Origin of the sequence: Lacibacter sp. MH-610, from assembly GCF_045780045.1 — a bacterium.
In the GTDB taxonomy this organism is placed as follows: Bacteria; Bacteroidota; Bacteroidia; order Chitinophagales; family Chitinophagaceae; genus Lacibacter.
The window spans coordinates 3042954-3065835 of sequence record NZ_CP116002.1 but is presented as its reverse complement, the minus strand read 5'-3'; the positions used below and the strand labels follow the sequence as shown (position 1 = coordinate 3065835).

The window sequence follows — 22882 nt, the reverse complement described above, 5'->3', positions numbered from 1 at the left end:
GATGGAGTGAGCATCCGGTTCGGCTTAAAACAGCCGGATAATTTTAAAACGATTACCTCAGTTATTTTAAAATGGCAAAAGCACAACAACAAACCAGCGCAAAAGCCGCTGCAAAGAAAAGAGTAGTGAAGGTTGACGCCGCTGGTGATGCACACATCACAGCAAGTTTCAACAATATCATCATCAGCTTAACAAACAAACAAGGTCAGGTTATTTCCTGGAGCAGCGCCGGTAAAATGGGCTTTAAAGGTTCCAAGAAAAACACACCTTATGCTGCACAGGTAGCATCTGCAGAAGCTGCTAAAACAGCTTTTGATGCAGGTTTGAAGCGGGTGGATGTATATGTACAAGGCCCAGGTAGCGGTCGTGAGAGCGCTATTCGTGCTCTGGCACAAAGCGGTATTGAAGTTACAAGTATTAAAGACGTAACTCCTTTACCACACAATGGTTGCCGTCCTCCTAAGAAGAGAAGAGTATAAGCCTCCATCCCCTGAAGGGGAGTTAGGCACAACATATTGATAAGCTCATAGGCTTTTCATTTTAACAAAGGGTTCCTCATTAATTTTTAACGCTTTTACTGATGAGCGAACCGGTTCAAAAAAGCGTAAATGAATAAAAACTATGGCACGTTACACTGGTCCTAAGACCAAGATTTCCCGCATTTTTGGTGAGCCCATCCTGGGCAATGGTAAGTGGTTGGGTAAAAACAGCAACCCTCCCGGTCAGCATGGTGCTGCACGCAAACGTAAAACTTTAGGTGAGTTTGCTTTACAGCTCCGTGAAAAACAAAAGGCCAAATACACGTATGGTGTATTAGAGAAACAATTCCGCAAAACATTTGAAGAAGCTGCCCGTATTAAAGGTGTAACAGGTGAAAACCTGATGCGTCTTTTGGAAGCTCGTTTGGACAACGCCGTATTTCGTATGGGTATTGCACCCAGCCGTCCTGCCGCACGCCAGCTCGTGAGCCACAAGCACATCATGGTAAATGGCGTTATTGTGAACGTTCCTTCTTTTAGTTTAAAACCCGGCGACGTGGTAGAACTGAAAGACAAGAGCAGAGAAAATACCAGCGTTACAAGCATGATCAAAGGAAAAAATCCCAAGTTCAATTGGTTAGACTGGAACGAAACTGAAATGAAAGGTACGTTCATTGCTTACCCTGAGCGTGAGAGCATTCCTGAGAACATTAAGGAGCAGCTGGTAGTAGAATTGTACAGTAAGTAAGAACCGTGAGTGGTGAGTAGTGATTGGTGAATAGAATTACTCAATGTACAAGAGTGCGACGCAACAAATGTTTAATCAAGGCCTGAAAGCCGATTACCAAAAAATAAAAACAACAATTCAATATGGCCATTTTGAATTTCGTAAAACCCGACAAAATTGTTCTTCAGAAAGCAACTGATTTTGAAGCACAGTTTGAGTTCCGTCCGCTGGAGCCGGGCTTTGGTGTAACTATCGGTAATGCACTTCGCCGTGTGTTATTGAGTTCATTGGAAGGTTATGCTATTGCCGGTATTAAAATTGAAGGTGCTGACCATGAGTTTGCTACCATCAAAGGCATTAGCGAAGACGTAGTGGAAATCATCTTAAACCTGAAGCAGGTTCGTTTCAAGAAAAAGGTGGACCATGATGTAAGTCATGAAAAAATCACGTTGAGCTTAAAAAATAAAACTGAGTTTACTGCTGCCAACATTGGTGAAGCTACGCAAAGCTTTGAGGTAATGAACCCTGAGCTGTTGATCTGCACTATGGACCCAAGCGCTAAACTGGATATTGAAATCAACATCGTTAAAGGACGTGGTTATGTTCCTGCAGAAGAGAACAAACCCAAAGAAGCTCCTTTTGGATACATTGCTACAGATGCTATTTTCACGCCTATCAAAAATGTAAAGTACTCTATCGAGAACACTCGTGTGGAGCAACGTACAGACTTTGAAAAGCTGGTGATGGAAGTAAGCACTGATGGCACTATTCACCCTGAAGAAGCAGTGAAGCAGGCCAGCCGCATCTTAATTCAACACTTAATGATTATCACGGATGAAAACATCACGTTTGATAATAAAGAAGAGAAGAAAGAAGATGTAGTTGATGAGCAAATGCTGCAACTGCGTAAGGTATTGAAGACGCCGTTGGAAGACCTGGATCTTTCCGTACGTGCCTTCAACTGTTTGAAAGCTGCTAAAATTAACTCTCTGAGTGAACTGGTGCAGTACGAGCAGGAAGACCTGATGAAGTTCCGCAACTTCGGTCAAAAATCATTGGCTGAAATTGAGCAGGTGCTGGGCGAAAGAGGCCTTCACTTTGGAATGGATCTGAGCAAATTAGGTTTGGATAACATCGACTAAATAAGCAACAGGCTGTAATTCCTGACACGGTACAGCCTATTTATAAACAGGTTTGAAATGTATGAGTGTCTTCATTAGCACATCAGCACATTAGCAAATCATCAAATTAAAAATGTCATGCGTCACGGAGACAAAATCAAAAATCTGAGCCGCACCGCTTCACACCGTAAAGCGTTGCTGAGCAATTTAGCCATTGAGCTCATCACTCACAAGCGTATTGTAACTACTTTAACCAAAGCAAAGGCGTTACGTACCTGGATTGAGCCCATCATTACTAAAGCTAAAAGCAACACTACACACAGTCGTCGTATCGTGTTCAGCTACCTGCAGCATAAAGAGGCTGTTACTGAACTCTTCAGCACTGTTGCTGAAAAAGTAGCAGGTCGCCCCGGTGGTTATACCCGTATCATCAAACTCGGTATCCGTGTAGGTGATAATGCAGAAAAAGCAATGATTGAGCTGGTTGATTTCAACGAAATCTACGGAAAAGGTAAAGGCGAAGCTGCTGCTCCTGCTAAGAAAACACGTCGTGCCGGTAGCAAGAAAGCTGCTGCTAAAACAGAAACAGTTGAAGCAAAAGCTGAAGAAGCACCTGCCGCTGAAGAAACAAAAGCAGCTGAGTAACTCTTCGACTACGCTCAGAGCAAATGTTAATAAAAAATACAAGCAAGAGGCAGGACAATTAGTTCTGCCTCTTTTATTTTGCATTCAATTATGAGCCAACCCATTTATCACATGCCCACATCGCATCAACCGGCTATTCTTATGCTGGAAGATGGCAATGTTTTTTACGGAAAAGCTTTTGGAAAAATCGGTACTGCTGCCGGTGAAATTTGTTTTAATACCGGAATGACCGGTTACCAGGAAGTATTTACTGATCCCAGCTATACCGGGCAGATCATTATCATGAACAATGTTCACACAGGTAACTACGGCACATTTGCCAAAGATGTAGAAAGTAACAGTGTTAAGATTAAAGGGTTGATTGGCCGTAACCTGGAGGACCGTTATTCAAGATATTTTGCGGATGACAGTTTGCAAACCTATTTGGAAAAGCAAAATATTGTAGCGATTGAAGATGTAGATACAAGAGCATTGGTAACGCATATCCGCACTAAGGGTGCCATGAACTGCATTATTTCCAGTGAAATACTGGATGAAGAAAAATTAAAAGCTGAGTTGGCGAAAACACCTTCCATGGAAGGTTTGGAGCTTGCCAGCGTGGTCAGTACCCAGGAGCCTTATACTATGGGGAATGAAAACAGTGACGTTCGTATTGCTGTAATGGATTTTGGTACCAAGCTCAACATCTTGCAATGCATGGTTGACAGGGGTGCTTATTTAAAAGTATATCCTGCCAAAACAAAAGCAGAAGTGTTGAAAGAGTTCAATCCGAATGGTTATTTTATTTCCAACGGCCCGGGTGATCCTGCCAGTATGGATTATGCCATTGAAACAGTAAAAGAAATACTCAAAGAAAAGAAACCAACTTTTGGTATTTGCCTGGGGCACCAATTGCTGGCTTTGGCTAATGGTATCCCAACGTTTAAAATGCATCATGGACATAGAGGATTAAACCATCCGGTGAAGAATGTGATCACCGGTTTGTGTGAAATCACAACGCAGAACCATGGATTCAGTGTTGATCCGGAAGCTGTGCGTAAAGCAAATAATATTGAGGTAACGCATATTAATCTCAATGATGATTCTGTAGAGGGAATACGATTAAAAGATCGTCCGGCGTTTTCTGTGCAGCATCATCCGGAAAGTACTCCAGGCCCGCACGACAGCCGGTACCTGTTTGATGATTTTATTAAAATGATCAAAGAACATCTGAACTAAATACAAAGTCCCGTCTTAATGACGGGACTTGTTTTTTTGAGTTATATTAGAGCAATGAAGATAGCAATCATCAATGGGCCGAACCTGAATCTGCTGGGCAAACGTGAACCGGAAGTATACGGCAGCGAATCATTTGAGCAATACTTTGAAACTTTAAAGGGTAAGTTTCCAACAGTCACCTTTTATTATTACCAAAGCAATGTGGAGGGCGAGTTGATCAATGAATTACAGCGTGTAGGTTTTGCGTATGATGGTATTGTTTTAAATCCCGGTGGTTATACGCATACGTCTGTTGCGTTGGGCGATTGTATTGCAGCCATTACAACTCCCGTAGTGGAAGTGCATATCTCCAATATACATGCACGGGAAGACTTCAGAAAAATATCTCATGTAAGTGCAAAGGCAAAAGGAAGTATTATTGGTTTGGGGATGAAGGGATATGAGCTGGCTGTTTCATTTTTGATGAAATAATAGTATTCTTTTCGCCGGAAACAATAATGCTCGAATCTTTAAGCAAAGGTAGATTTGCATTGAAATAAGTATTGAGTACAATACGGAATGTATTTACCGGCGAAACAGAATCGTACAGCAATAAATAATTTTTGTTGGGGAAATAAAATGCATTGAGATTGCCGAATATATTTTCAAAACCTACTTTGTTGAAGTCTTTAAACCCATGATCTCCGGCTACAATGATGATCGTATTGGGTTTGTTATGAGATTTAATATACCGCACTGTTTCTTTAATCATTGAGTCAGCATAGAGCAGTTGTTCAAAGTATGCATCCGGTTCGTATTCTTTTTTGCCGATTTGATCAATCGTTATTTTTTTAAGCTGCCCGTTTCTAAGAAATACATAAGGGTCATGGGGAATCATGAAATGCCCGTAAACAAATTTAGGGGTGCCTGTTTTTGTGCAACTGGCTTTTACGAGTGAATCAGCAGTAGATACCAGCAGTCTGTGCTTTTCATATCTTTTATTTTTTACATGTACCTGGTAGTTTTTAATTATGTCAGAATTGATAGTTGTATAATTCCAGAAAATATCCCTGTAAATTCTTCCGGGAAATGTTTTAAAAAAGAAATGGAAATCTTTCATATACTCAAAAAATGAAGGAGCGTTCCAGTCTTTATTATTAAATGATACAGGTTGGTATTGATGCACCTTGTAACTTTCTTTTTCCAGAATAGATGTAAGAGAATTATTGAGAAATGAATTGCCCCCCCCAGAAATAGGCTTTCGGATCATTCATTACCGGCGCAATAAAATCCGGAAGGTACTCCATATTAAAAGTGGTGCTGAGTGAATGGATTGTCCAGTTATAGTTAGCAGATGCGTTTCGGGCAATATAAAAACCTTCGCTGCTTAAAAACGAATCTAAGGAACTATTGTCTTTCCCTAACCCTTCCTGCAAACTTTTGGTGGACGCCATTCCATCAAATAACAAAAAATAAATATCCGGTTTTGCACTGTCCGATAACCCGGCAGATGTATAGGCAGATGCTGCATTAAAACGGAAGTCAATGAGGTTGTGTACACTTTTATCCAATTGATACCTCCTGATACTATTGGGTATTTCACTTATGATGAGTGCAATCATCAACAGGTTCAGGTAAAAAAAAGTACCACTAAAATTTTCCTCTTTCATTCGTTTCAGGAAAATAAACAAACTGATAAAAAGTAAAAAAGTGAAGGGAATGAGAAATGTATAGGTGATAAAAAAACTACCGGTAGAAAAAATATTTTTTAATGAATCGTGCAGAAACCCGAAAACGAGAAAGTAGGTAAGTGAAAAGAAAGTAAAGAGAACGGATTTCTTTTTATTTTTTAACAAGGGAATGATGAAAAAGTAAATAATAATTCCGCTAACAATAATTGCAAAGAAATTTGTGAGGACAAATGGAAGGTTCAAAAAACCAAACAATTCATTGTATGCACTGTAAATAAAAAAAACAGGCAGTAAGAAAAGAAATAAAATATTATTTGATAGTATGGTTTTCAGGTTTTTGAACATGAAGCTTTATTAATTTTTTCTCATTGATCTATCTGCAGCAGCCTGTTGTTTTTGTAATAGAGCCAACTGTTGCTGAAAATAGAGGTTAAGAATAATCCGGAATGTATTAGGTGCATAAAGATCACCGGGAAAATTATTCATATCACGGTCCGGTAAGTAAACAGCACTGAAAATATTAAACACTTCTTTATTACCGAATTTAGCTTTATCATATTTACGTAATCCATGATCTCCCTGTAAAATGATGATGGCAGGTCTTTTATTTTTTGCCAGGATATCTGAAGCTAACCTGAGCATCAGTTTTCTTGTATAAACAACCTGTTGAACGAATGACTGATCGGTCTTTGTGTACTCCAGGTATTCAGGATAGCTGCCTTGGAAGATCTTTCCGGAACTGTCATATTTATACGGATCATGCGGAAGAAAAAAATGTGCAAATACAAATCTTGAATTAGATGCCGGCTCATCAATGGTTCTGTAAATCATCTTCTGTACACTGTCTGTAAGTGCTACATCAGTATGTATGCTTCTTTCAATCGGATTATTAAAAAGCGCAGGGAGGTATTTGGCTTTGAGCCAACCAATATCTTCGTGCATCCTGTTAAAGAATGTTTGATTTTTGATCATGTCACTTTCTTGTCCCCACCATTCTTTAGGGGCTTGAACAGCAGTAATATTTTGAAACGGAAATACACTGGCATTAATGATCCCGTATTGCTGTTCTTGTAAGAAAGTAAACAGTTGATTTTGGGCCAGTAATTCACCTGCGGCAAATAACTCTTTAAACCCGGCCGGTTGTTCTGGATTGTAAGGATACTCGCCCATATCAAGTATTGAACAAAGGGCAGGTTGTGTTTGTGAGAACGCACTGGTGGCAAACGGACTTACTTGAAATCCCAGTTTTGTAAGCTGAGAATCTAACACACTGTTATCATATCCCGTTAATCTTTTAATAGAAGCAGTAGAGGGGTGCTCATCAAACACAAGGAAAAAAATATCAGGTCTTGTGCTGTCAACCGGAACCTGTTTTAGTGCGGCCCGGTTAAAAGTTTTAAAACTATTCGCCGCTTTTAACTTGTTGGTTCCCCGGGGAAGATAAATAACCAGGTCCACCACAATCAACAGTAAAAATAAACTCAACAAAAAGCGATGGGTTTTATCAAAATTGATTTTTGTTTTTTTAAGTATTCGGTAGCCAAATAGGAGAAAGATCAGCAGCAACGGAAGACTGATTGAATATTTTCCAAGAATTTCCAGCATCGGAATTGTTTTTACGCCCCTGGTAAATGCAGAAAAGAAAAAATAAATTATCAGCAGGATTGTAGTAAATAAAGCTGCCTTTGATAAGTTTTTAAACAGGTAGTTAAATACAATCAACAACACTAACGGAAGTAACAGCCACCATAGATAGGAGGTGTACAACTCATCCATATCAATAAGACCGTAGAAGTAGAAGTAGTTATGTACAATAAAAAATACAGGTACCAGGAAGCAATGAAGCGGAAATGGGATGATGTGTGCAAAAATCTTTTTCATTTTCTCTCCATCAGGTAAAGTGTTCTTTGTGTAGCACCTATTTTTTCTTTCTTAATGATCCGGAAGAAAGTGCTGAAGCTATCTTCAAACGAAGTCATGTGATAGTTTTCAAAAATGTCTTTCCTGTTTTGCAACATATCTTTCACTTTTGGATCTTCCTTAGGTACCCATTCAATTAAGAGTTGGCGACACTGTCCTGCAAAAAGTTCAGCGGTTTGCACCAGTGGAATATTTTTTCCAATTGCAAGATGATGTATCAACGCCAGTGCCATTCCTGCATCAAATGAAGTGCGGTTTAAAAAAGAAGGTTGCTCTTTGTTAAACCATCCGGTAGCAGGCGATGGGGCTGACAGATCAATAACAAGCGGAAGTATATTGGTTTGGCCTTGTGATTTTACCGTTTGATAAAGTTGATCAATACAGGCACTGTCCATATCAAGTGCAACAACTTTTGCAATTTGATTGCATGCTAAAGCAAATTCCCCATTGTTGGTGCCAAAATCGATGAGGTCGGAAAGGCTCAGCTCATTAAGCCATTTGGTTACCAGTTGTTTTTTTGCAGTAAGATACTCATCACTTAAAATGCCCTCTTCATAGTAGTTGTTCCAGTTGGAAGTGGATGTTTTGCGGGGCGAAAGTTTTTTTATGATTGCTTCCAGGCTTTGCAGGATGTGTTGTAATCCTTTTTGTGAAAGTGAATGATTTTTTGCTGCTGATGCCTGTTTCTTTTGTTTGGAAATTTTCGCCTGCAAATGCACATGCAGCAAAATACCTGTTTGAAGCTTTGTTGTCCAGGGCAGGAGTGGTGCAGTAAGACCGGCAGTAATACCTTCAGGATAACTCAACAGCAACCTGTGAACTTCCATCGGTTGATAAGCTGCAATCAACAACGGATTGAGAAAGCATTCGCAAAACTGCTGATACGCAATCCATGGTTCACCTTCTTTATAAAATTCAAAGGAAAGTGAGTCAATCCATTGCGGTTTGCCATCAACAAATTGAATATTCAGATGTGTGGCATCTTTCAATATCATTTGATGCTGCAACGCTGTTTGGCAAATTTCGAGAGTGGTTAAAGCAGCATCTTTTAATTGTGAAAAACTCCATTCCCATGCATAATTGAGAAATGGAATCGGTTGGGGCTCTAATGTAATCAACCAACCAGTTTCGTTCCAGTGATTTTCATTTATTTCCCGAAAGGGCAGTAACAGTTTTTTTGCTGCCAGTCTTTCGTAAAGACCTGATGACAGAAATTGTTTCCATTCCTGTTCTATGGAACGGGAAACAAACCGGTACAATGTTCCTTCGTTATGGTATACAAAACCAGAAGGATCACGGAATGATGCCGGATGCTTTTTAAGTTCTATCATTGTTGTTTTGCTCTTCTTTCTTATGCGGATATTTAATAAAGAAGCTCCTGATCCAGTTCCAGATATTTTTAAAATAAAACAGCACACCTAGTACAGCTGCAATAATTACCTGTACAAGATAACTTCCGCTCCCCGGATCAATGTAGAGCAACACGGTCATAAATAACGCAGGTTGGTTTTGGGCGTTAGTGCCAGCAGTGTTTCATAAATAAGCAAAATAGTATTTTCAATATCACTTTTATGCAGCATTTCAACTGTGGTATGCATGTAACGCAGCGGAATACTGATAAGCACACTGGGGCAGCCATCATTGGCATAAGCAAATGAATCCGTATCAGTGCCTGTACTTCTGCTTAAGGAGCGCCATTGCACCGCAATTTTTTTCTTTTCGGCAACATCAGTTACAAAGTCGAGCAACTTATTATGAACAGCAGGGGCTGTTGCTAACGAAGGACCTTTACCGCAGGCAATTTCACCTTCAATAATCTTGCTGATCATGGGTGTGGTGGTGTCATGTGTAACATCTGTTACGATAGCTACATCCGGTTTAATACGGCGGGCAATCATTTCAGCACCACGTAAACCTATTTCTTCCTGTACCGCATTCACTACATATAAACTGTAAGGGAGTTTCTTTTTATTTTCTTTCAGCAAACGGGCTACTTCAGCAATCATAAAACCACCGATTCTGTTATCAAAAGCACGGGCTATAAAATAATCATTTGCCAGTTCATCAAAACCTTCTTCATAAGTAACTACACATCCCACTTTAATACCCAGTTCATCAACTTCTTTTTTAGAACGTGCCCCACAATCCAGCCAGAGGTTTTCCACTTTGGGTGAAGGTTCTTTTGCTTCGGGGTTGCTCAAACGTGTATGAATGGCCGGCCAGCCGAACACCGCTTTCACAATTCCTTTCTTGCCATGTATTAAAACACGTTTGGCCGGTGCAATCTGGTGATCCACACCGCCATTCCGTTTCAGATAGATTAAACCTTCTGGTGAAATATAATTTACAAACCAACTGATTTCATCAGCATGCGCTTCAATCACTACCTTAAATGGTTGCTCCGGATTAATGACACCAACGGCAGTTCCATAAGGGTCAACAAAAGAAGTATCAATATAAGGTTTAATGTATTCCAACCATACCCGTTGACCGCTTGTTTCAAAGCCAACCGGTGAGTGGGTGTTATGATAGTTTTTTAAAAAATCGAGTGACTGATCAGTAAGAATTGATTTCTTTTTAGATGATTTTGCTTTGGCCATAAATCTTCGGTTTCAGCAAATGTAATCAAATCAACAGGAATAAACTGAGTACGGCAGAAAGAAACAAAGAGCCATCCACCCATGTAAGATAGAATAAATCATCAGCTCTTTTTCGGGACATGGCATGTAACCATAAAAAGAAAAACACTAACAGGAATTGAAGCCATTGTAAAGGTGCGGGAAATAATACAACGACCCCAGCGGTAACAAGGAGAAACAAGAGAAGATTGAAATTAAAGAAACGATGAAACTGTTTTTCATGCAGCATATTTGCCGGAGTTAATACACCTTGTTCAAAATCACGCTGGCGGTCCCGGTAATCAAATAAAAGAGTAGCAATAGAGACCAGTAAAAAACGATGCGTAAACAAAACAAGCTCATTTACTCCTGGTTCTTTTTTTAAAAGTACAATGGGGAATATAACAGTAGCCACAGCCCATGTAAACCCGATAAAATAACTTTTTACCAGAGTAAAAATCATTGGTAACTGTAATGGTTTTCTAAATAGCAGGGGAGCTGTGTAAGCAGCATTCAAAAGAACTGACATACTCACCCAAATCCATAATTCCTTTAGTTGTAACAAAAAGTAAACTGTTGCAATCAGGGCAACTATATTCAACGAATGCGTCAAGGCTTTTTGTTGATGAAACCAATTTGTTTGCTGTGAGGAAGAGCTCTTGCGTGATGCAAGATAAAAATGAACATTATAGCTTAAAAGTGTGGCAGCGAAAACAAATCCGGGGAGCGTGTAGTGAATGCTATCAGTTTTGTAAAGCAAATATGTTTGTATACACATTGCAAAGGCGCAAAGTGCCATAAAAACATGATGGTAAAAAAACAACCTGATCAAGGGTTAAAGTAATGCTTCTACAGTAAAGGTATGCGGTCAGTCCGTACCGTATCACTTCTGTTGCCTGCTAAATCTTTTACATAAATACTGAAAACGGCTGTGTCCCTGCCCGGTCTGCAATTAGTACCCGGCAACAGTACAAATTCGGTACTGTTAAAGGTGGCAAATTTTAATCTGAAAAGTCGCTTGGTATCATTGTCTTCGGGATAGGCCGGAATATTATAATCCAGATTCCTTGTATCAGTACAGTTGCGGAAACCACCAAATGATTTGGTAATAAAAATACTGTCTCTCACATCTCCTTCTTTGTCCAAAACTTCCAACTCAATGTTTAAGATTACACCTTGTGCACCATTTACCAATACATCACTCCTGTCCACAGACAAAATGCGTAATTTTGGTTTTGTTTCTGCACTTTCTTTTTTACAGCCGGCAGCAGCAAGCAACAACACAAAAAAGAGGAATTTAACTTTCATTGGCTATGTTTCTTTTCCAAATTTACACATTCAAACCATTCAAATACAGTGACAGTGTCTTTTGTTAACAATCTTTTTGAGGAATCGGATCAGGACTTTGCGGCTCAAGCTACGGCTGTATTTGAGTACCAGTACAGCCATAATAAAGTGTATCGTTCCTTTTGTGATGCGTTAGGTTGGAAGCGAAAAGAAGCAATTCAACCGGAAAACCTGCCCTTTCTGCCAATAAGTTTTTTTAAATCGCACCGGGTTGTTTGTTCAGGTACAGAACCGGTTTTATATTTTGAAAGCAGTGGAACGGGTAATACCATCCAGAGCAAACATTTTGTTCTTGATCCCGATGTGTATGAGCAGTCATTTTTAGAAGGCTTTCGCCTGCAATATGGCCCACCTTCTCAATGGTGTTTCCTGGGGTTGCTTCCTTCTTACCTGGAGCGAACGCACTCGTCGCTGGTGTATATGGTGAACCACCTCATGCAGCAAAGCAATCATCCGGCAAATGGGTTTTATTTGTACGATACTGATGCGTTGTATAATCAATTACAGAACCTCGAAGCTACGGGGCAACAGACCATGTTGTTTGGAGTTACATACGCTTTGCTTGATTTTGCTGAAAAATACCGTTTGCAGAGTAAGCATACCATTGTTATGGAAACAGGTGGAATGAAAGGTCGCAGAAAAGAAATGATTCGGGAAGAAGTTCATGAACAACTGAAACATGCTTTTGGAGCGATACCCATTCATTCTGAGTATGGAATGACGGAACTGCTGAGCCAGGCTTATTCAAAAGGAGATGGGGTTTTTCAATGCCCGCCGTGGATGAAGGTATTGGTTCGGGATGAAGATGCTCCGCTTTCGGTAAAACAAACCGGCAGGGGAGCCATCAATATTATTGATCTTGCTAATGTGTACAGTTGCAGCTTTATTGCCACAGATGATGTGGGTGAAGTGTTTGAAGACGGTAGTTTCAAAGTATTAGGCCGCCTGGATAACAGTGATATTCGTGGCTGCAGTTTATTGGCCCTTTAAATGTTAAGACTGGAGATTATGACCTCAGAAAAATTCGGGATGTTTTATAACCGTTTGCAGAAAGTATATAAACACAGAAGCAAGCAGGCCAAACGTATGAACATCGGTTGTTACCGTTTGTATGATAAAGATCTTCCGGAGTTCCCGGTGATGATTGATTTGTACGATCAAAAAGTTTGTTTAAGTGAGTACCGTGCAAAGCATCATTTAACAGAAGAAGAACATGAAGCGTGGATGCAGGGAACAATTGATGTAATTGCAGAAGTGCTGCAGATAAGTAAAGATGCTATTTATACCAAAGAACGCAAACGGAAAGAAGACAGGTTGAGTCAATATCAAAAAACCGCCGTTGAAAAGCAATTTTTTGAAGTGCATGAAAACGGTTTGCGTTTTTTAGTGAATTTGTCTGATTACCTGGATACAGGTTTGTTCCTGGATCACCGCATTACCCGTAAGATGGTGATGGATGAAGTAAAAGATAAAAAAGTACTCAACCTTTTTGCTTATACCGGCTCTTTCAGTGTGTATGCAGCAGCCGGTGGGGCAGATGAAGTAACAACCGTAGACCTTTCAAATACATATATTGATTGGGCTAAAAAGAATTTTGAAATCAATTATCTCGTTCATCCCCGTAAATACAGGTTTGTAACTGCAGATGTAAAACAGTATTTGCATACACTTACTCCCGCTTCGCTTGATTTGGTTATTATGGATCCACCCACTTTCAGTAACAGTAAAAAGATGAAAGATATCCTGGATATTCAACGGGACCATGTGGAATTGTTGAACCTGGTATTAAAAGCGCTGAAACCCGGTGGTGTACTTTATTTCAGCACCAATGCCCGAAAGTTTGAATTAGATACAGAACAAATTCAGGCGTCAGTAATCAAGGACATTACCAAGGCCACCACACCCTTTGATTTTGAAGGAAAATTGCTGCGTTGGTGCTGGAGGATGATAAAGTAATACCAGTACCTGTAATAAGTGTTTTCTCTTTTCTGTTACGAAATTATCTGATGTAGCAGCTTGTTTTATTTCAGGTAAAAGGTACATGCTGTAATTTTCAAAGAAATCCTATCCTTTGAAGCAACCGGTACAATTTATTACCCGTTTCTGTAATGGAATTTCCAGGTCACTACTGGTGCGTTTCTTCATTTTATTCTTTCTGTTTGGGGGTATTATTTTCAACTTCTTTATTGAGCAGAATGTTCATGATTCCGTATCTGAACATAATAATGCTAATGCGTTGGTGATAAAGCATGAACAATTCAAACATCTAATTGATCAAACCGGTCTTCAATTATTAAAGGTAGATCGTGAAATCAGTCGTTATGAACACAATCCTTCGCCGGAGATCATTGTTAAAATCCAGGAGATTGAGCAAAACATACAAAGTAATTCGGCCCGTATTAAAGAAGAAGGTCCCTGGTATGTGCCCCGTTATTTAATTAATCTTTATACCCACAGCGTTCGTAACCGTACAGAGATGCAGCAGAAATTTTTATCAGTGTTGCGTAATGGCAAACCGGCAACTGCTTTTACGGATGCTTATGCAAAGGAAGACAAATACATTCAGCTTGATTTTTCCCGGAGTGAACGTGAACTTACCGTGGAGCTCAACAAAAAAATTGAATACCTCAATCAATCCCTGGTAAAAGACCAGGCTTCTACACTGCAACTTGACAATCGCTGGAACATCATCTCTCTTCTGTTTATGTTGCTTATTGCCTTTGTAGTGTTCTATCAAACCACACGCATCAGCATGCTGAATAAAGAACTTTCAGCAGCGGTACTGCAAATGAAAGAAGCTACAAGAGCCAAGGATCAGTTTATGAGTAATATAACGCATGAATTAAGAACACCACTTAACTCTATTATTGGTTATACCAACTTATTGCTTAAGCGACATCATCAACCTGAAAATGAAAAATGGATACAGGCGGTGAACAGTTCCGGTACCATGCTGCTGGAAATTGTAAATGATGTACTGGATTATTCAAAGCTGGAGTCCGGTTACCTGAATGTTTCTAAAGAACCGTTTCAACTGGATGATGTGCTCACCAATCTTAAGAATATCATGAGCCACAGGGCAGATTCCAAAGGTTTATCATTGATTATTTTAAAGGATCAATCACTGCCCGGTTCTTTTGCAGGCGATGAAAAAAAGCTCAAACAGGTATTGATTAATCTCACCGGTAATGCACTCAAGTTTACGGAAAAAGGATCTGTAAAAATAGAAGTGGCATTGCAACAACAAATAGGAGAACAGTACTGGCTCGCATTTAAAGTAACTGATACCGGTATCGGAATTTCAAAAGAAAATCTCAAGCATGTTTTTGAACGATTTTACCAGGTGGAAGATCGTTATTCCCGAAAGTATTCCGGTACAGGTTTAGGATTGCCCATCGTAAAACAGTTGGTGGATATGCAGGGTGGAACCATCACTGTAAACAGTACACCCGGTGTGGGAACAGAATTTCAATTTGTATTACCATTTGCAAAAGCTGATTTTGTACCAAAAGAAGAACCCAACCTGGCACCGGTGCGGCGTATGCTGCAGCATGCAGGCAAACGCATCCTTGTAGTGGATGATCATGAGTTAAACCGTGAACTGCTTGAACTGGTTTTAAAAGAATATCAATGCCGTGTGGTTACTGCAGAAAGCGGTGTTGAAGCACTGGGAATTTTACAGAAAATGAAATTTGACCTGGTGCTCATGGATGTACAGATGCCTGAACTCAACGGTATGGAAACCACACAGCGTATTCGTAATCAATTGGCGCTTGATGTGCCTGTTATTGCCTGTACCGCATTCAGTCAGCCGCAGGAAAAACAAATGTGTAAAGATGCAGGCATGAACGATTACCTCGGAAAACCTATTGAAGAAAATGAACTGCTGGCCTTACTTAAAAAATACCTTAACATGGACGCAGAACCTAAAAAAGAAGAAGCGTTTATTAATTTCTCCAAAATTCACAGCATTACAGGTGCCAATAAGGAGCTTACAGATAATATGCTTTCCCGTGCCATTGCACAGGTTCCGGAAGAATTAGAATTGTTACAGCAATCATTGCAGCAAAAAAATTATCTCAAGGTAAAAGAACAGGCACACAGTATGTGCTCCACTATTGCATTAATGGGTGCTTCAGCCCTGCTTATTGACCAGGTTAAAAGTATACAACGTATTGCTGCCACTCCTGCACCGGAACATAAGGAGTTAGTACAGTTGTTTGAGGCGGTTCATACAACGGTTCAAAAAATGATTACGGAGTTGAAAGCCTACCTGGCTGCCTGAGGATTGTTTCCTGTTAAATGAAAATTTCAAATTAATATTGCAGCAAATTGTTTGCTGTATGAATAAAGTTGTTGCTAACGCCGTAGCAGCCATTCATGATATTAATGATGGTGCAACTCTGATGCTCGGCGGATTTGGTCTCTGTGGTATTCCTGAAAATTGTATTGCAGCTTTAGTAGCAAAAGGTGTGAAGCAGCTTACCTGTATTTCCAATAATGCAGGAGTAGATGACTTTGGCATCGGGTTAATGCTGCAACAAAAGCAGGTGAAGAAAATGATTTCTTCCTATGTAGGGGAGAATGCTGAGTTTGAACGGCAGTTGCTCAGTGGTGAACTGGAAGTGGAATTAATTCCGCAGGGAACATTAGCCACCCGTTGTATGGCAGCAGGCTATGGAATGCCGGCCGTTTTTACACCTGCCGGTGTGGGTACCGAAGTTGCAGATGGAAAAGAAGTTCGCTCCTTTAACGGAAAGGAATATTTGCTGGAGTATGCTTTTGATGCTGATTTTGCCATTGTAAAAGCATGGAAAGGAGATACACAGGGTAATTTGATTTTTAAAGACACAGCAAGGAATTTTAACCCGTTAATGGCTATGGCCGGAAAAATAACCATAGCCGAGGTGGAAGAACTGGTGGAAGCAGGAACCTTGAGCCCCAATGAAATTCATACTCCCGGAATTTATGTGCATCGCATTTTTCAGGGAGTGAATTATGAAAAAAGGATTGAGCAAAGAACGGTGAGAAAACAAATTTGAAAGTGAATGCTTTCAATTTTAAAAAGTAGCTTCCTCTATTTCTCCAATCTAAATCAGTTAATTTTCAAATTGCATTTATGCCTCTTACAAAAGAACAAATAGCACAACGTATTGCAAGGGAATTAAAAGATGGTTATTATGTAAACCTGGGCATCGGTATTCCTACATTGGTAGCTAATTATATACCGCAGGGAATGCATGTAGTATTGCAGAGTGAGAATGGATTGCTGGGAATGGGGCCTTTCCCCTTTGAAGGCGAGGAAGATCCTGATTTAATTAATGCCGGTAAACAAACGATTACTACGGTACCGGGTTCTGCTTTTTTTGACAGTGCCATGAGCTTTGGAATGATCCGTGCAGGGAAAGTGGATTTAACTGTTTTAGGCGCCATGGAAGTAAGTGAACAGGGTGATATTGCTAACTGGAAAATTCCCGGTAAAATGGTGAAAGGTATGGGCGGAGCCATGGATCTTGTTGCCAGTGCTAAAAATATCATTGTGGCCATGATGCATACCAACCCAAAAGGAGAAAGTAAACTATTGCCTCAATGTACATTACCACTCACGGGTAAACGATGCGTTAAAAAAATTGTAAGTGATCTTGCCGTACTGGATGTTACACCGGACGGATTTCATTTGCTGGAGCGTGCCCCTGGTATTTCAGTTGAAGAAATTATTCAGAAAACAGCAGGTAAGCTTATCGTTAACGGCGATGTACCTGAAATGAAGTTTTGAATTAATTTTCCTTTGAAGGAAAAATTATAAACTCAATTGCTTGGTGCATCAGTAAGAAATCAAAATACAATCTTATCGGGTAGATGTATTTTCTGGTGGAATATTAACATTTCAATAGACAGGCCCTGGTTTTGCAGCTCTATTTTTGCAACTCGATCAATTTAATTGTTTCATTAAATCTTTTTGTATGAGAAATTATCTGTTAGCAGCAGCAGCTATCACAAGCCTGGGATTTTCTTCCTGTGTGAGCAGTAAAAAATTTAAAAAGTCGCAGGCTGATTATGCAGCTTTGCAAACTCAGTATCAAACCTTACAGGGAAATCTTGCAGATTGTAACACCCGTACTGCATCACTGGAAAAAGAAAAGGAGCAGTTGAATACAAAAATCGGCGATTTGAATAAAGAACTGGAGTATGTAAAGCAGAATTACACACAGGCATTAAGTCAACTTGAAAATTTATCAGTCATTACCAAGCAACAGGCTGAAAGCATCAAACAATCCCTCCAGAACATTGGTGCAAAAGATGCTTATATCCAAACGTTGCAACAACAAATGGCTTATAAAGATTCATTAAACATGGTACTGGTTATGAATTTAAAAGGCGCCATTGGCAATATGGACGACCAGGATATCAACATCAAAGTAGATAAGGGTGTTGTGTATATTGATATCTCAGATAAACTCTTGTTTAAAAGCGGAAAGTATGAAATAACAGCACAGGCAAAAGAAGTATTGGGCAAAGTAGCACTTGTACTCAAGAATCAACCGGATATTGAGTTTATGGTGGAAGGGCATACGGATAATGTTCAGTATAAAGGAAATGGTGTGCTCATTGATAACTGGGATCTGAGTGTGAAGCGTGCCACATCTGTAGTTCGTTTGCTCCAGAAAGAATATGGGTTGGATCCCATGAAGATGGCTGCTGCCGGCAGAGGGGAATATCACCCGGTTGCTGATAATGCTACTACAGAGGGTAAATCACTCAACAGACGCACCCGTATTGTTATCCTTCCCAAGCTGGATCAGTTCTTCCAATTGCTGGAACCGCAAAAGAAAGAAGGATAGTTAATCAAGCATATAATATAAAAAACGGCAACTGAAACCAGTTGCCGTTTTATTTTCACCGTAATTTATTTTTAACGGATCACCTGTACTTTAATCGTTCTTGTTTCATTGCCCTGCTGAATCTTTACAAGGTAAGTTCCGGTGGGAAGTTGTTCTAAACTCATCTTTGAATTACCGTTGGGCAATACAGCCTGCTTCATCACTCTTCCATCAACCGTAAGAATCGAAACTTCCATCCGGCGCAGGTTCTGCTGTGTTACATTAAAGTTGAGTACATCTTTTACAGGATTTGGAAATAAAGAAACCTTACTTCCTTCAATTGAAACTTCGTTGAGCGATGTAAGGGTAAGATTGAACTCATCAGAAATATTCACACAATTATTGATGTTGGTAATTTCCACTTTGTACAAACCGCTTGCAGTGGGTGTATAGCTGTTAGTAGTAGCTCCGCTGATGAGTACATTGTTCAGGTACCATTTATACGATGCTAAACCGCTGCCGGTACTTAATATTGTGCCGTTCCAGTTAATAACAGGTTTAGTGGGCTTCGGGTTAACGGTAACTGCTCTTGTAACAGTATTACTGCTGCAGCCTCTTGAATCATTCGCCCTTACTGTTACATCGCCTGAAACAGTTCCATCAGGATAGCTGACTGTTACAGAAGTGCTTCCCTGGCCAAATTCAATTACAGCGCCTGTAGGTACAGTCCATGTATAACCGGTAGCGCCCGTAACTGCAGCAATGCTGTAGGTTACAGAAGTACTGCCTTCACAAACTGAATTATTACCGGTAATACTCCCGGGTGTAATACCTGCAATAGATACCGTTGCATTGATGGCATTGGAACGGAAACCTCCTGCACCGCTGGTGCTATTTTTTGCAGCAACAGCATACCATGCTCCGGATAATGGAGTTAAACCGGTAATAGTATGTGTATTAGTTCCTACGTTTGCGGCGATTGTTTCCCACTGTGCTGTGGTTTCATTCAAACGCAAAACATCATAAGCAGTAGCATTGGCAACGGCAGTCCAGTTAAGCGTAAGTTGCCCCTGGTTGCAATTAGTGCCTGCTGCTAAACCTGTAACAGTACCAAAAATGGTAAAGTTGGCATCACTTACATCACTAACAGCACCGCTGGATACACGTATTAAAGCAGTTGTGGTATTAGCGCCGGAAGGTACCGTCCATGTAAGACGATTGGTAGTAGCACCTAAAACATTATTAAGCACAACCCAGTTAGCGCCATTATCCAAAGAGTATTCTACTGTTTGTGTTCCTGTAATACCATTACTGTTCCAGGTAATTGTTTCACTAGTACCCGGACTTAGTTTTTCGTTTCCATTAGGATAGGTTACTTCTATACCTGTTCCTTCCAGTTGCCAGCTTACAAAGTATTCCTGTGAGGCGCCAACAGGAATATCAATCGCTTCTACACGAACCGTATAAGTGCCGCTTGGGTTATCAATTGTAACCTGTTCAATATTGTTGATATTGTCTTTGCCACGGGTTGCTGTGTTTGAAGGATTGTCTTTATCTAAAATCCAGGGCCGTGTTGTATCTGTTCCTTTAAACACCATCAGGTCGAGATTGTTAACCAATGCAATGGCTGAATTGGAAGCAGCAGCAGGATCATTCCAGGTGATCATCACTTTTAAACGGCTGGTGCCTGCGGGAGCATTGATTGTAAATTCCCTGTTACCAAGCGGCGCCACATTGTTAACTACATACCGGTTTTCTTCCAATGTTCTTACAGCCAGTAACCCATCTATACGGCCAAAGCCGAATTTATAATCAGGCCCGGCATTGCCCAGGTCCTTTGCGGTATTGCAAATAACATTTTTTATAAGCGCTGATGGTGGATTATTATTTGCATTGAGTTGTTTATAACGTTGGTAGAGCAATGCTGCTGTTCCTGATATTCCCGGTGTTGCCATAGAAGTCCCAGAAAGTGTTGCATAGGTATTAGCCGGTGTGCTGATGGAGAACACACTGGAACCCATGCCGCTTATTTCCGGTTTAATACGGCCATCATGTACGGGGCCAACGCTGCTGGAACTGGAGAGATTTTCTGCTGAGCTGATATTGGCTACGACTAAATTATTTTTAGCCGGTTTGCCGCTTCCGGTAATTGTAAAGTAACCACCTACACCTGCACAGGAGCCCTGTGAGTTTCCTGCTGAATGTACATGCAGGTGTTGCGGAAAATTATTGATATTTAAATCTGTATTTCTTGCAATGGAATTATAGGCCAGTAAGCTATTGGTGATATCACAGGCTCCCGAAAAACTGAAGCCATAGGAGTGGCTGGTGATCACAAGGTTATTGGCAGGAATACCGGCAGCCATTTCTGATTGAATGTCTCCGTTAAAATCCCAGGAAAACATATTAGCATTTGGCGCCATACCTCTGGCAACAGGATTGATGATGCCTTTACCGCCGATAGTACCAGCTACATGCGATGCGTGTTGTATCGCCGTTCCTGTTTGCACATTTACAACTCTTCCCGCCGGTAAAAAATCAAGATGTGAAACCAAAGGTCCGCCATCCCAGATGCCGATATTAATTCCATCACCCAATAAATTACGGCTTCCTTCCTGCAAAACATTTACACGATGCAGGGTGCGGCCCGGTAAATTTTCAAGCTCATTGGGTGGTGGTGCAAATTCCATCCATTGTACTATGGGTAATTGTGAAAGCTGCAGATAGTTGGTTTGCGGAATACGGATGGTATATGATTGAAATGCTTCGGCACTGCTGATGATAGTACCGTTCAGTAACTGTACATAGGGCAGTAAGGTACCGGTACTCATTTTTTCAAACGTAAGAATAGTAACATCTACCCAGCCGCTTTGCTTCACCGCATGTGAAGGAATGTTTCGTTTATTGATTTCTGATGATGATTTTTGTGCAGCGGTTAAAGCTGTAAAACTTCTGATGCCCATTGTTTTAATCTGCTCAAGATTCACATCTTTTGAAACGGCAGCAGTATATGCGTAACGGGGCAGATATTGCAAAAGCTCTACACCGGCCGTTTTTAAAAGCGTCTTTTTAAATTCATCCGGCAGTTCATAAAACTGTATCACTACATAATACTTGCCTCCAAAAAGGTTTGTTGTAAAAACAGCATCATCCTTTGTAGCAGATGCTGCATTTTCTGCCGGTAGAACAGTACCGGATTGTAAATAGAGATGATAATCTTTTGCCGGTTGGGCTTTTAATAAATGAATACTGCAAATAAACAGCAGCAGTGTACATAGTAGCTTTTTTCTCATACGCTTGATTTAGTCTCCAAATATAACTGTTGAAACGTTGAAATGATAGTGGTGGCACAAATGTTTTTATCAGCGCTAAAGCTTTAAATTAGCTCCAATAAAAAGCTATATAATGGAATGGAAAGGTGTTTTTCCCGCTCTTACAACCAAATTCACTGTTGATGATGCATTGGATTTGCCCCTGTTTGCAAAAAATCTGAATGCTCAGTTAGAAGCCGGGGTAAAAGGGGTAATCCTTGGTGGAACCCTCGGAGAAGCAAGTGTTCTTTCAGTAGAAGAAAAAGAAACACTGGTACGCTTTGCTGTTGAACAAACAGCGGGTAAAGTACCCGTTGTTTTAAACATTGCTGAAGGCAGTACCAGTGAAGCCGTAAAGCAGGCGGCTTTAGCTAAGGAATGGGGTGCTTCCGGTTTAATGATGCTGCCACCCATGCGTTACAAAAGTGATCACCGTGAAACGGTTACCTATTTTAAAACGGTAGCACAATCAACAGATCTGCCCATCATGATTTATAACAACCCGGTTGATTATAAGATTGAAGTAACACTGGATATGTTTGAAGAATTGATTGCCTGTTTGAATATCACAGCAGTAAAAGAAAGCACACGTGATATCAGCAATGTAACACGCATGCGCAACCGTTTTGGCGACCGTATTAAAATTCTTTGTGGTGTTGATACATTGGCAATGGAAGAATTAGTGATGGGTGCTGATGGTTGGGTGGCAGGATTGGTTTGTGCTTTTCCTAGAGAAACCGTTGCCATTTATCAATTGGTGAAAGAAGGAAAAATAGCTGAAGCAACAAAGATCTATCGCTGGTTTATGCCTTTGCTGGAATTAGATATTCATCCCAAACTGGTACAATACATAAAACTGGCAGAAGCAGAAGTTGGTTTGGGCAGTGAACACGTTCGAGCACCACGGTTAACGCTCGAGGGAGCGGAAAGAGAGCAGGTTTTAAAAATTATCCGTGACGGAATTGCCAACCGACCGGTTTTATAATTGCTGTGATTTTATCAATA

General features: G+C 40.4%; 22 protein-coding genes. 13 read left to right on the top strand and 9 right to left on the bottom strand.

What is annotated here, in order from left to right; genetic code table 11:
* Nucleotides 1-71: 71 nt before the first annotated feature.
* From rpsK to aroQ, 6 genes are all read left to right on the top strand, one after another.
* The gene (gene rpsK, locus PDL71_RS14110) at nucleotides 72-479 is read left to right on the top strand and encodes a 30S ribosomal protein S11 (RefSeq protein ID WP_407522164.1); all 408 of its coding nucleotides are present in this window, start codon (nucleotides 72-74) and stop codon (nucleotides 477-479) included.
* Between the two features lie 142 nt (nucleotides 480-621).
* Nucleotides 622-1227: a 30S ribosomal protein S4 gene (rpsD, locus tag PDL71_RS14105; RefSeq protein ID WP_407522162.1), complete on the top strand. Its 606-nt coding sequence runs from the start codon at nucleotides 622-624 to the stop codon at nucleotides 1225-1227.
* Nucleotides 1228-1349: 122 nt separating this feature from the next.
* A complete protein-coding gene (locus PDL71_RS14100) occupies nucleotides 1350-2348 on the top strand; it encodes a DNA-directed RNA polymerase subunit alpha (RefSeq protein ID WP_407522160.1) in 999 nt (332 codons plus the stop codon).
* A gap of 117 nt (nucleotides 2349-2465) precedes the next feature.
* On the top strand, nucleotides 2466-2972 hold the full coding sequence (gene rplQ, locus PDL71_RS14095) for a 50S ribosomal protein L17 (protein WP_407522158.1): 507 nt from the start codon (nucleotides 2466-2468) through the stop codon (nucleotides 2970-2972).
* A gap of 90 nt (nucleotides 2973-3062) precedes the next feature.
* The gene (gene carA / locus PDL71_RS14090) at nucleotides 3063-4190 is read left to right on the top strand and encodes a glutamine-hydrolyzing carbamoyl-phosphate synthase small subunit (RefSeq protein ID WP_407522156.1); all 1128 of its coding nucleotides are present in this window, start codon (nucleotides 3063-3065) and stop codon (nucleotides 4188-4190) included.
* Nucleotides 4191-4244: 54 nt separating this feature from the next.
* Nucleotides 4245-4661: a type II 3-dehydroquinate dehydratase gene (gene aroQ / locus PDL71_RS14085; protein WP_407522154.1), complete on the top strand. Its 417-nt coding sequence runs from the start codon at nucleotides 4245-4247 to the stop codon at nucleotides 4659-4661.
* Here aroQ and PDL71_RS14080 read toward each other — a convergent pair.
* From PDL71_RS14080 to PDL71_RS14045, 8 genes are all read right to left on the bottom strand, one after another.
* The gene (locus PDL71_RS14080) at nucleotides 4606-5355 is read right to left on the bottom strand and encodes a sulfatase-like hydrolase/transferase (protein WP_407522152.1); all 750 of its coding nucleotides are present in this window, start codon (nucleotides 5353-5355) and stop codon (nucleotides 4606-4608) included. The genes aroQ and PDL71_RS14080 overlap by 56 nt on opposite strands.
* 37 nt (nucleotides 5356-5392) lie before the next feature.
* Nucleotides 5393-6205, bottom strand: coding sequence for a hypothetical protein (locus PDL71_RS14075; protein ID WP_407522150.1), 813 nt, complete (start codon nucleotides 6203-6205; stop codon nucleotides 5393-5395).
* A gap of 9 nt (nucleotides 6206-6214) precedes the next feature.
* On the bottom strand, nucleotides 6215-7741 hold the full coding sequence (locus tag PDL71_RS14070; protein WP_407522148.1) for a hypothetical protein: 1527 nt from the start codon (nucleotides 7739-7741) through the stop codon (nucleotides 6215-6217).
* Complete coding sequence (locus PDL71_RS14065; RefSeq protein ID WP_407522146.1) at nucleotides 7738-9111, bottom strand: hypothetical protein; 1374 nt, start codon at nucleotides 9109-9111, stop codon at nucleotides 7738-7740. The genes PDL71_RS14070 and PDL71_RS14065 overlap by 4 nt, the downstream gene beginning before the upstream one ends.
* Nucleotides 9098-9271 carry a hypothetical protein gene (locus PDL71_RS14060; RefSeq protein ID WP_407522144.1) on the bottom strand — a complete coding sequence of 58 codons (174 nt, stop codon included), beginning with the start codon at nucleotides 9269-9271 and terminating at the stop codon, nucleotides 9098-9100. The genes PDL71_RS14065 and PDL71_RS14060 overlap by 14 nt, the downstream gene beginning before the upstream one ends.
* Nucleotides 9268-10380, bottom strand: a complete 1113-nt coding sequence (locus PDL71_RS14055; protein WP_407522140.1) for a M20/M25/M40 family metallo-hydrolase — start codon at nucleotides 10378-10380, stop codon at nucleotides 9268-9270. Before PDL71_RS14055 ends, PDL71_RS14060 begins: the two co-directional genes overlap by 4 nt.
* A gap of 25 nt (nucleotides 10381-10405) precedes the next feature.
* The gene (locus tag PDL71_RS14050) at nucleotides 10406-10861 is read right to left on the bottom strand and encodes a hypothetical protein (RefSeq protein WP_407522138.1); all 456 of its coding nucleotides are present in this window, start codon (nucleotides 10859-10861) and stop codon (nucleotides 10406-10408) included.
* A 386-nt stretch (nucleotides 10862-11247) separates the two neighbouring features.
* Nucleotides 11248-11706, bottom strand: coding sequence for a hypothetical protein (locus PDL71_RS14045; RefSeq protein WP_407522136.1), 459 nt, complete (start codon nucleotides 11704-11706; stop codon nucleotides 11248-11250).
* A 54-nt stretch (nucleotides 11707-11760) separates the two neighbouring features.
* Between PDL71_RS14045 and PDL71_RS14040 the strand changes: the two genes are divergently transcribed.
* The 6 genes from PDL71_RS14040 (at nucleotide 11761) to PDL71_RS14015 (ending at nucleotide 18587) form a co-directional block, all read left to right on the top strand.
* Nucleotides 11761-12735 (top strand): acyl transferase, encoded by a 975-nt coding sequence (locus tag PDL71_RS14040; protein WP_407522134.1) that lies wholly within the window; start codon nucleotides 11761-11763, stop codon nucleotides 12733-12735.
* 18 nt (nucleotides 12736-12753) lie between these two features.
* Complete coding sequence (locus PDL71_RS14035; RefSeq protein WP_407522133.1) at nucleotides 12754-13701, top strand: class I SAM-dependent methyltransferase; 948 nt, start codon at nucleotides 12754-12756, stop codon at nucleotides 13699-13701.
* A gap of 115 nt (nucleotides 13702-13816) precedes the next feature.
* On the top strand, nucleotides 13817-16030 hold the full coding sequence (locus PDL71_RS14030; RefSeq protein WP_407522131.1) for a response regulator: 2214 nt from the start codon (nucleotides 13817-13819) through the stop codon (nucleotides 16028-16030).
* 58 nt (nucleotides 16031-16088) lie between these two features.
* The gene (locus tag PDL71_RS14025) at nucleotides 16089-16787 is read left to right on the top strand and encodes a CoA transferase subunit A (protein WP_407522129.1); all 699 of its coding nucleotides are present in this window, start codon (nucleotides 16089-16091) and stop codon (nucleotides 16785-16787) included.
* Between the two features lie 77 nt (nucleotides 16788-16864).
* Nucleotides 16865-17521, top strand: a complete 657-nt coding sequence (locus tag PDL71_RS14020; protein WP_407522127.1) for a CoA transferase subunit B — start codon at nucleotides 16865-16867, stop codon at nucleotides 17519-17521.
* A gap of 187 nt (nucleotides 17522-17708) precedes the next feature.
* Nucleotides 17709-18587, top strand: coding sequence for an OmpA family protein (locus PDL71_RS14015; protein ID WP_407522125.1), 879 nt, complete (start codon nucleotides 17709-17711; stop codon nucleotides 18585-18587).
* A gap of 71 nt (nucleotides 18588-18658) precedes the next feature.
* Here PDL71_RS14015 and PDL71_RS14010 read toward each other — a convergent pair whose 3' ends face one another.
* Complete coding sequence (locus PDL71_RS14010) at nucleotides 18659-21859, bottom strand: S8 family serine peptidase (protein WP_407522123.1); 3201 nt, start codon at nucleotides 21857-21859, stop codon at nucleotides 18659-18661.
* A 112-nt stretch (nucleotides 21860-21971) separates the two neighbouring features.
* Here PDL71_RS14010 and PDL71_RS14005 point away from each other — a divergent pair, with 112 nt between their 5' ends.
* Complete coding sequence (locus PDL71_RS14005) at nucleotides 21972-22862, top strand: dihydrodipicolinate synthase family protein (protein WP_407522121.1); 891 nt, start codon at nucleotides 21972-21974, stop codon at nucleotides 22860-22862.
* Nucleotides 22863-22882: the final 20 nt, after the last annotated feature.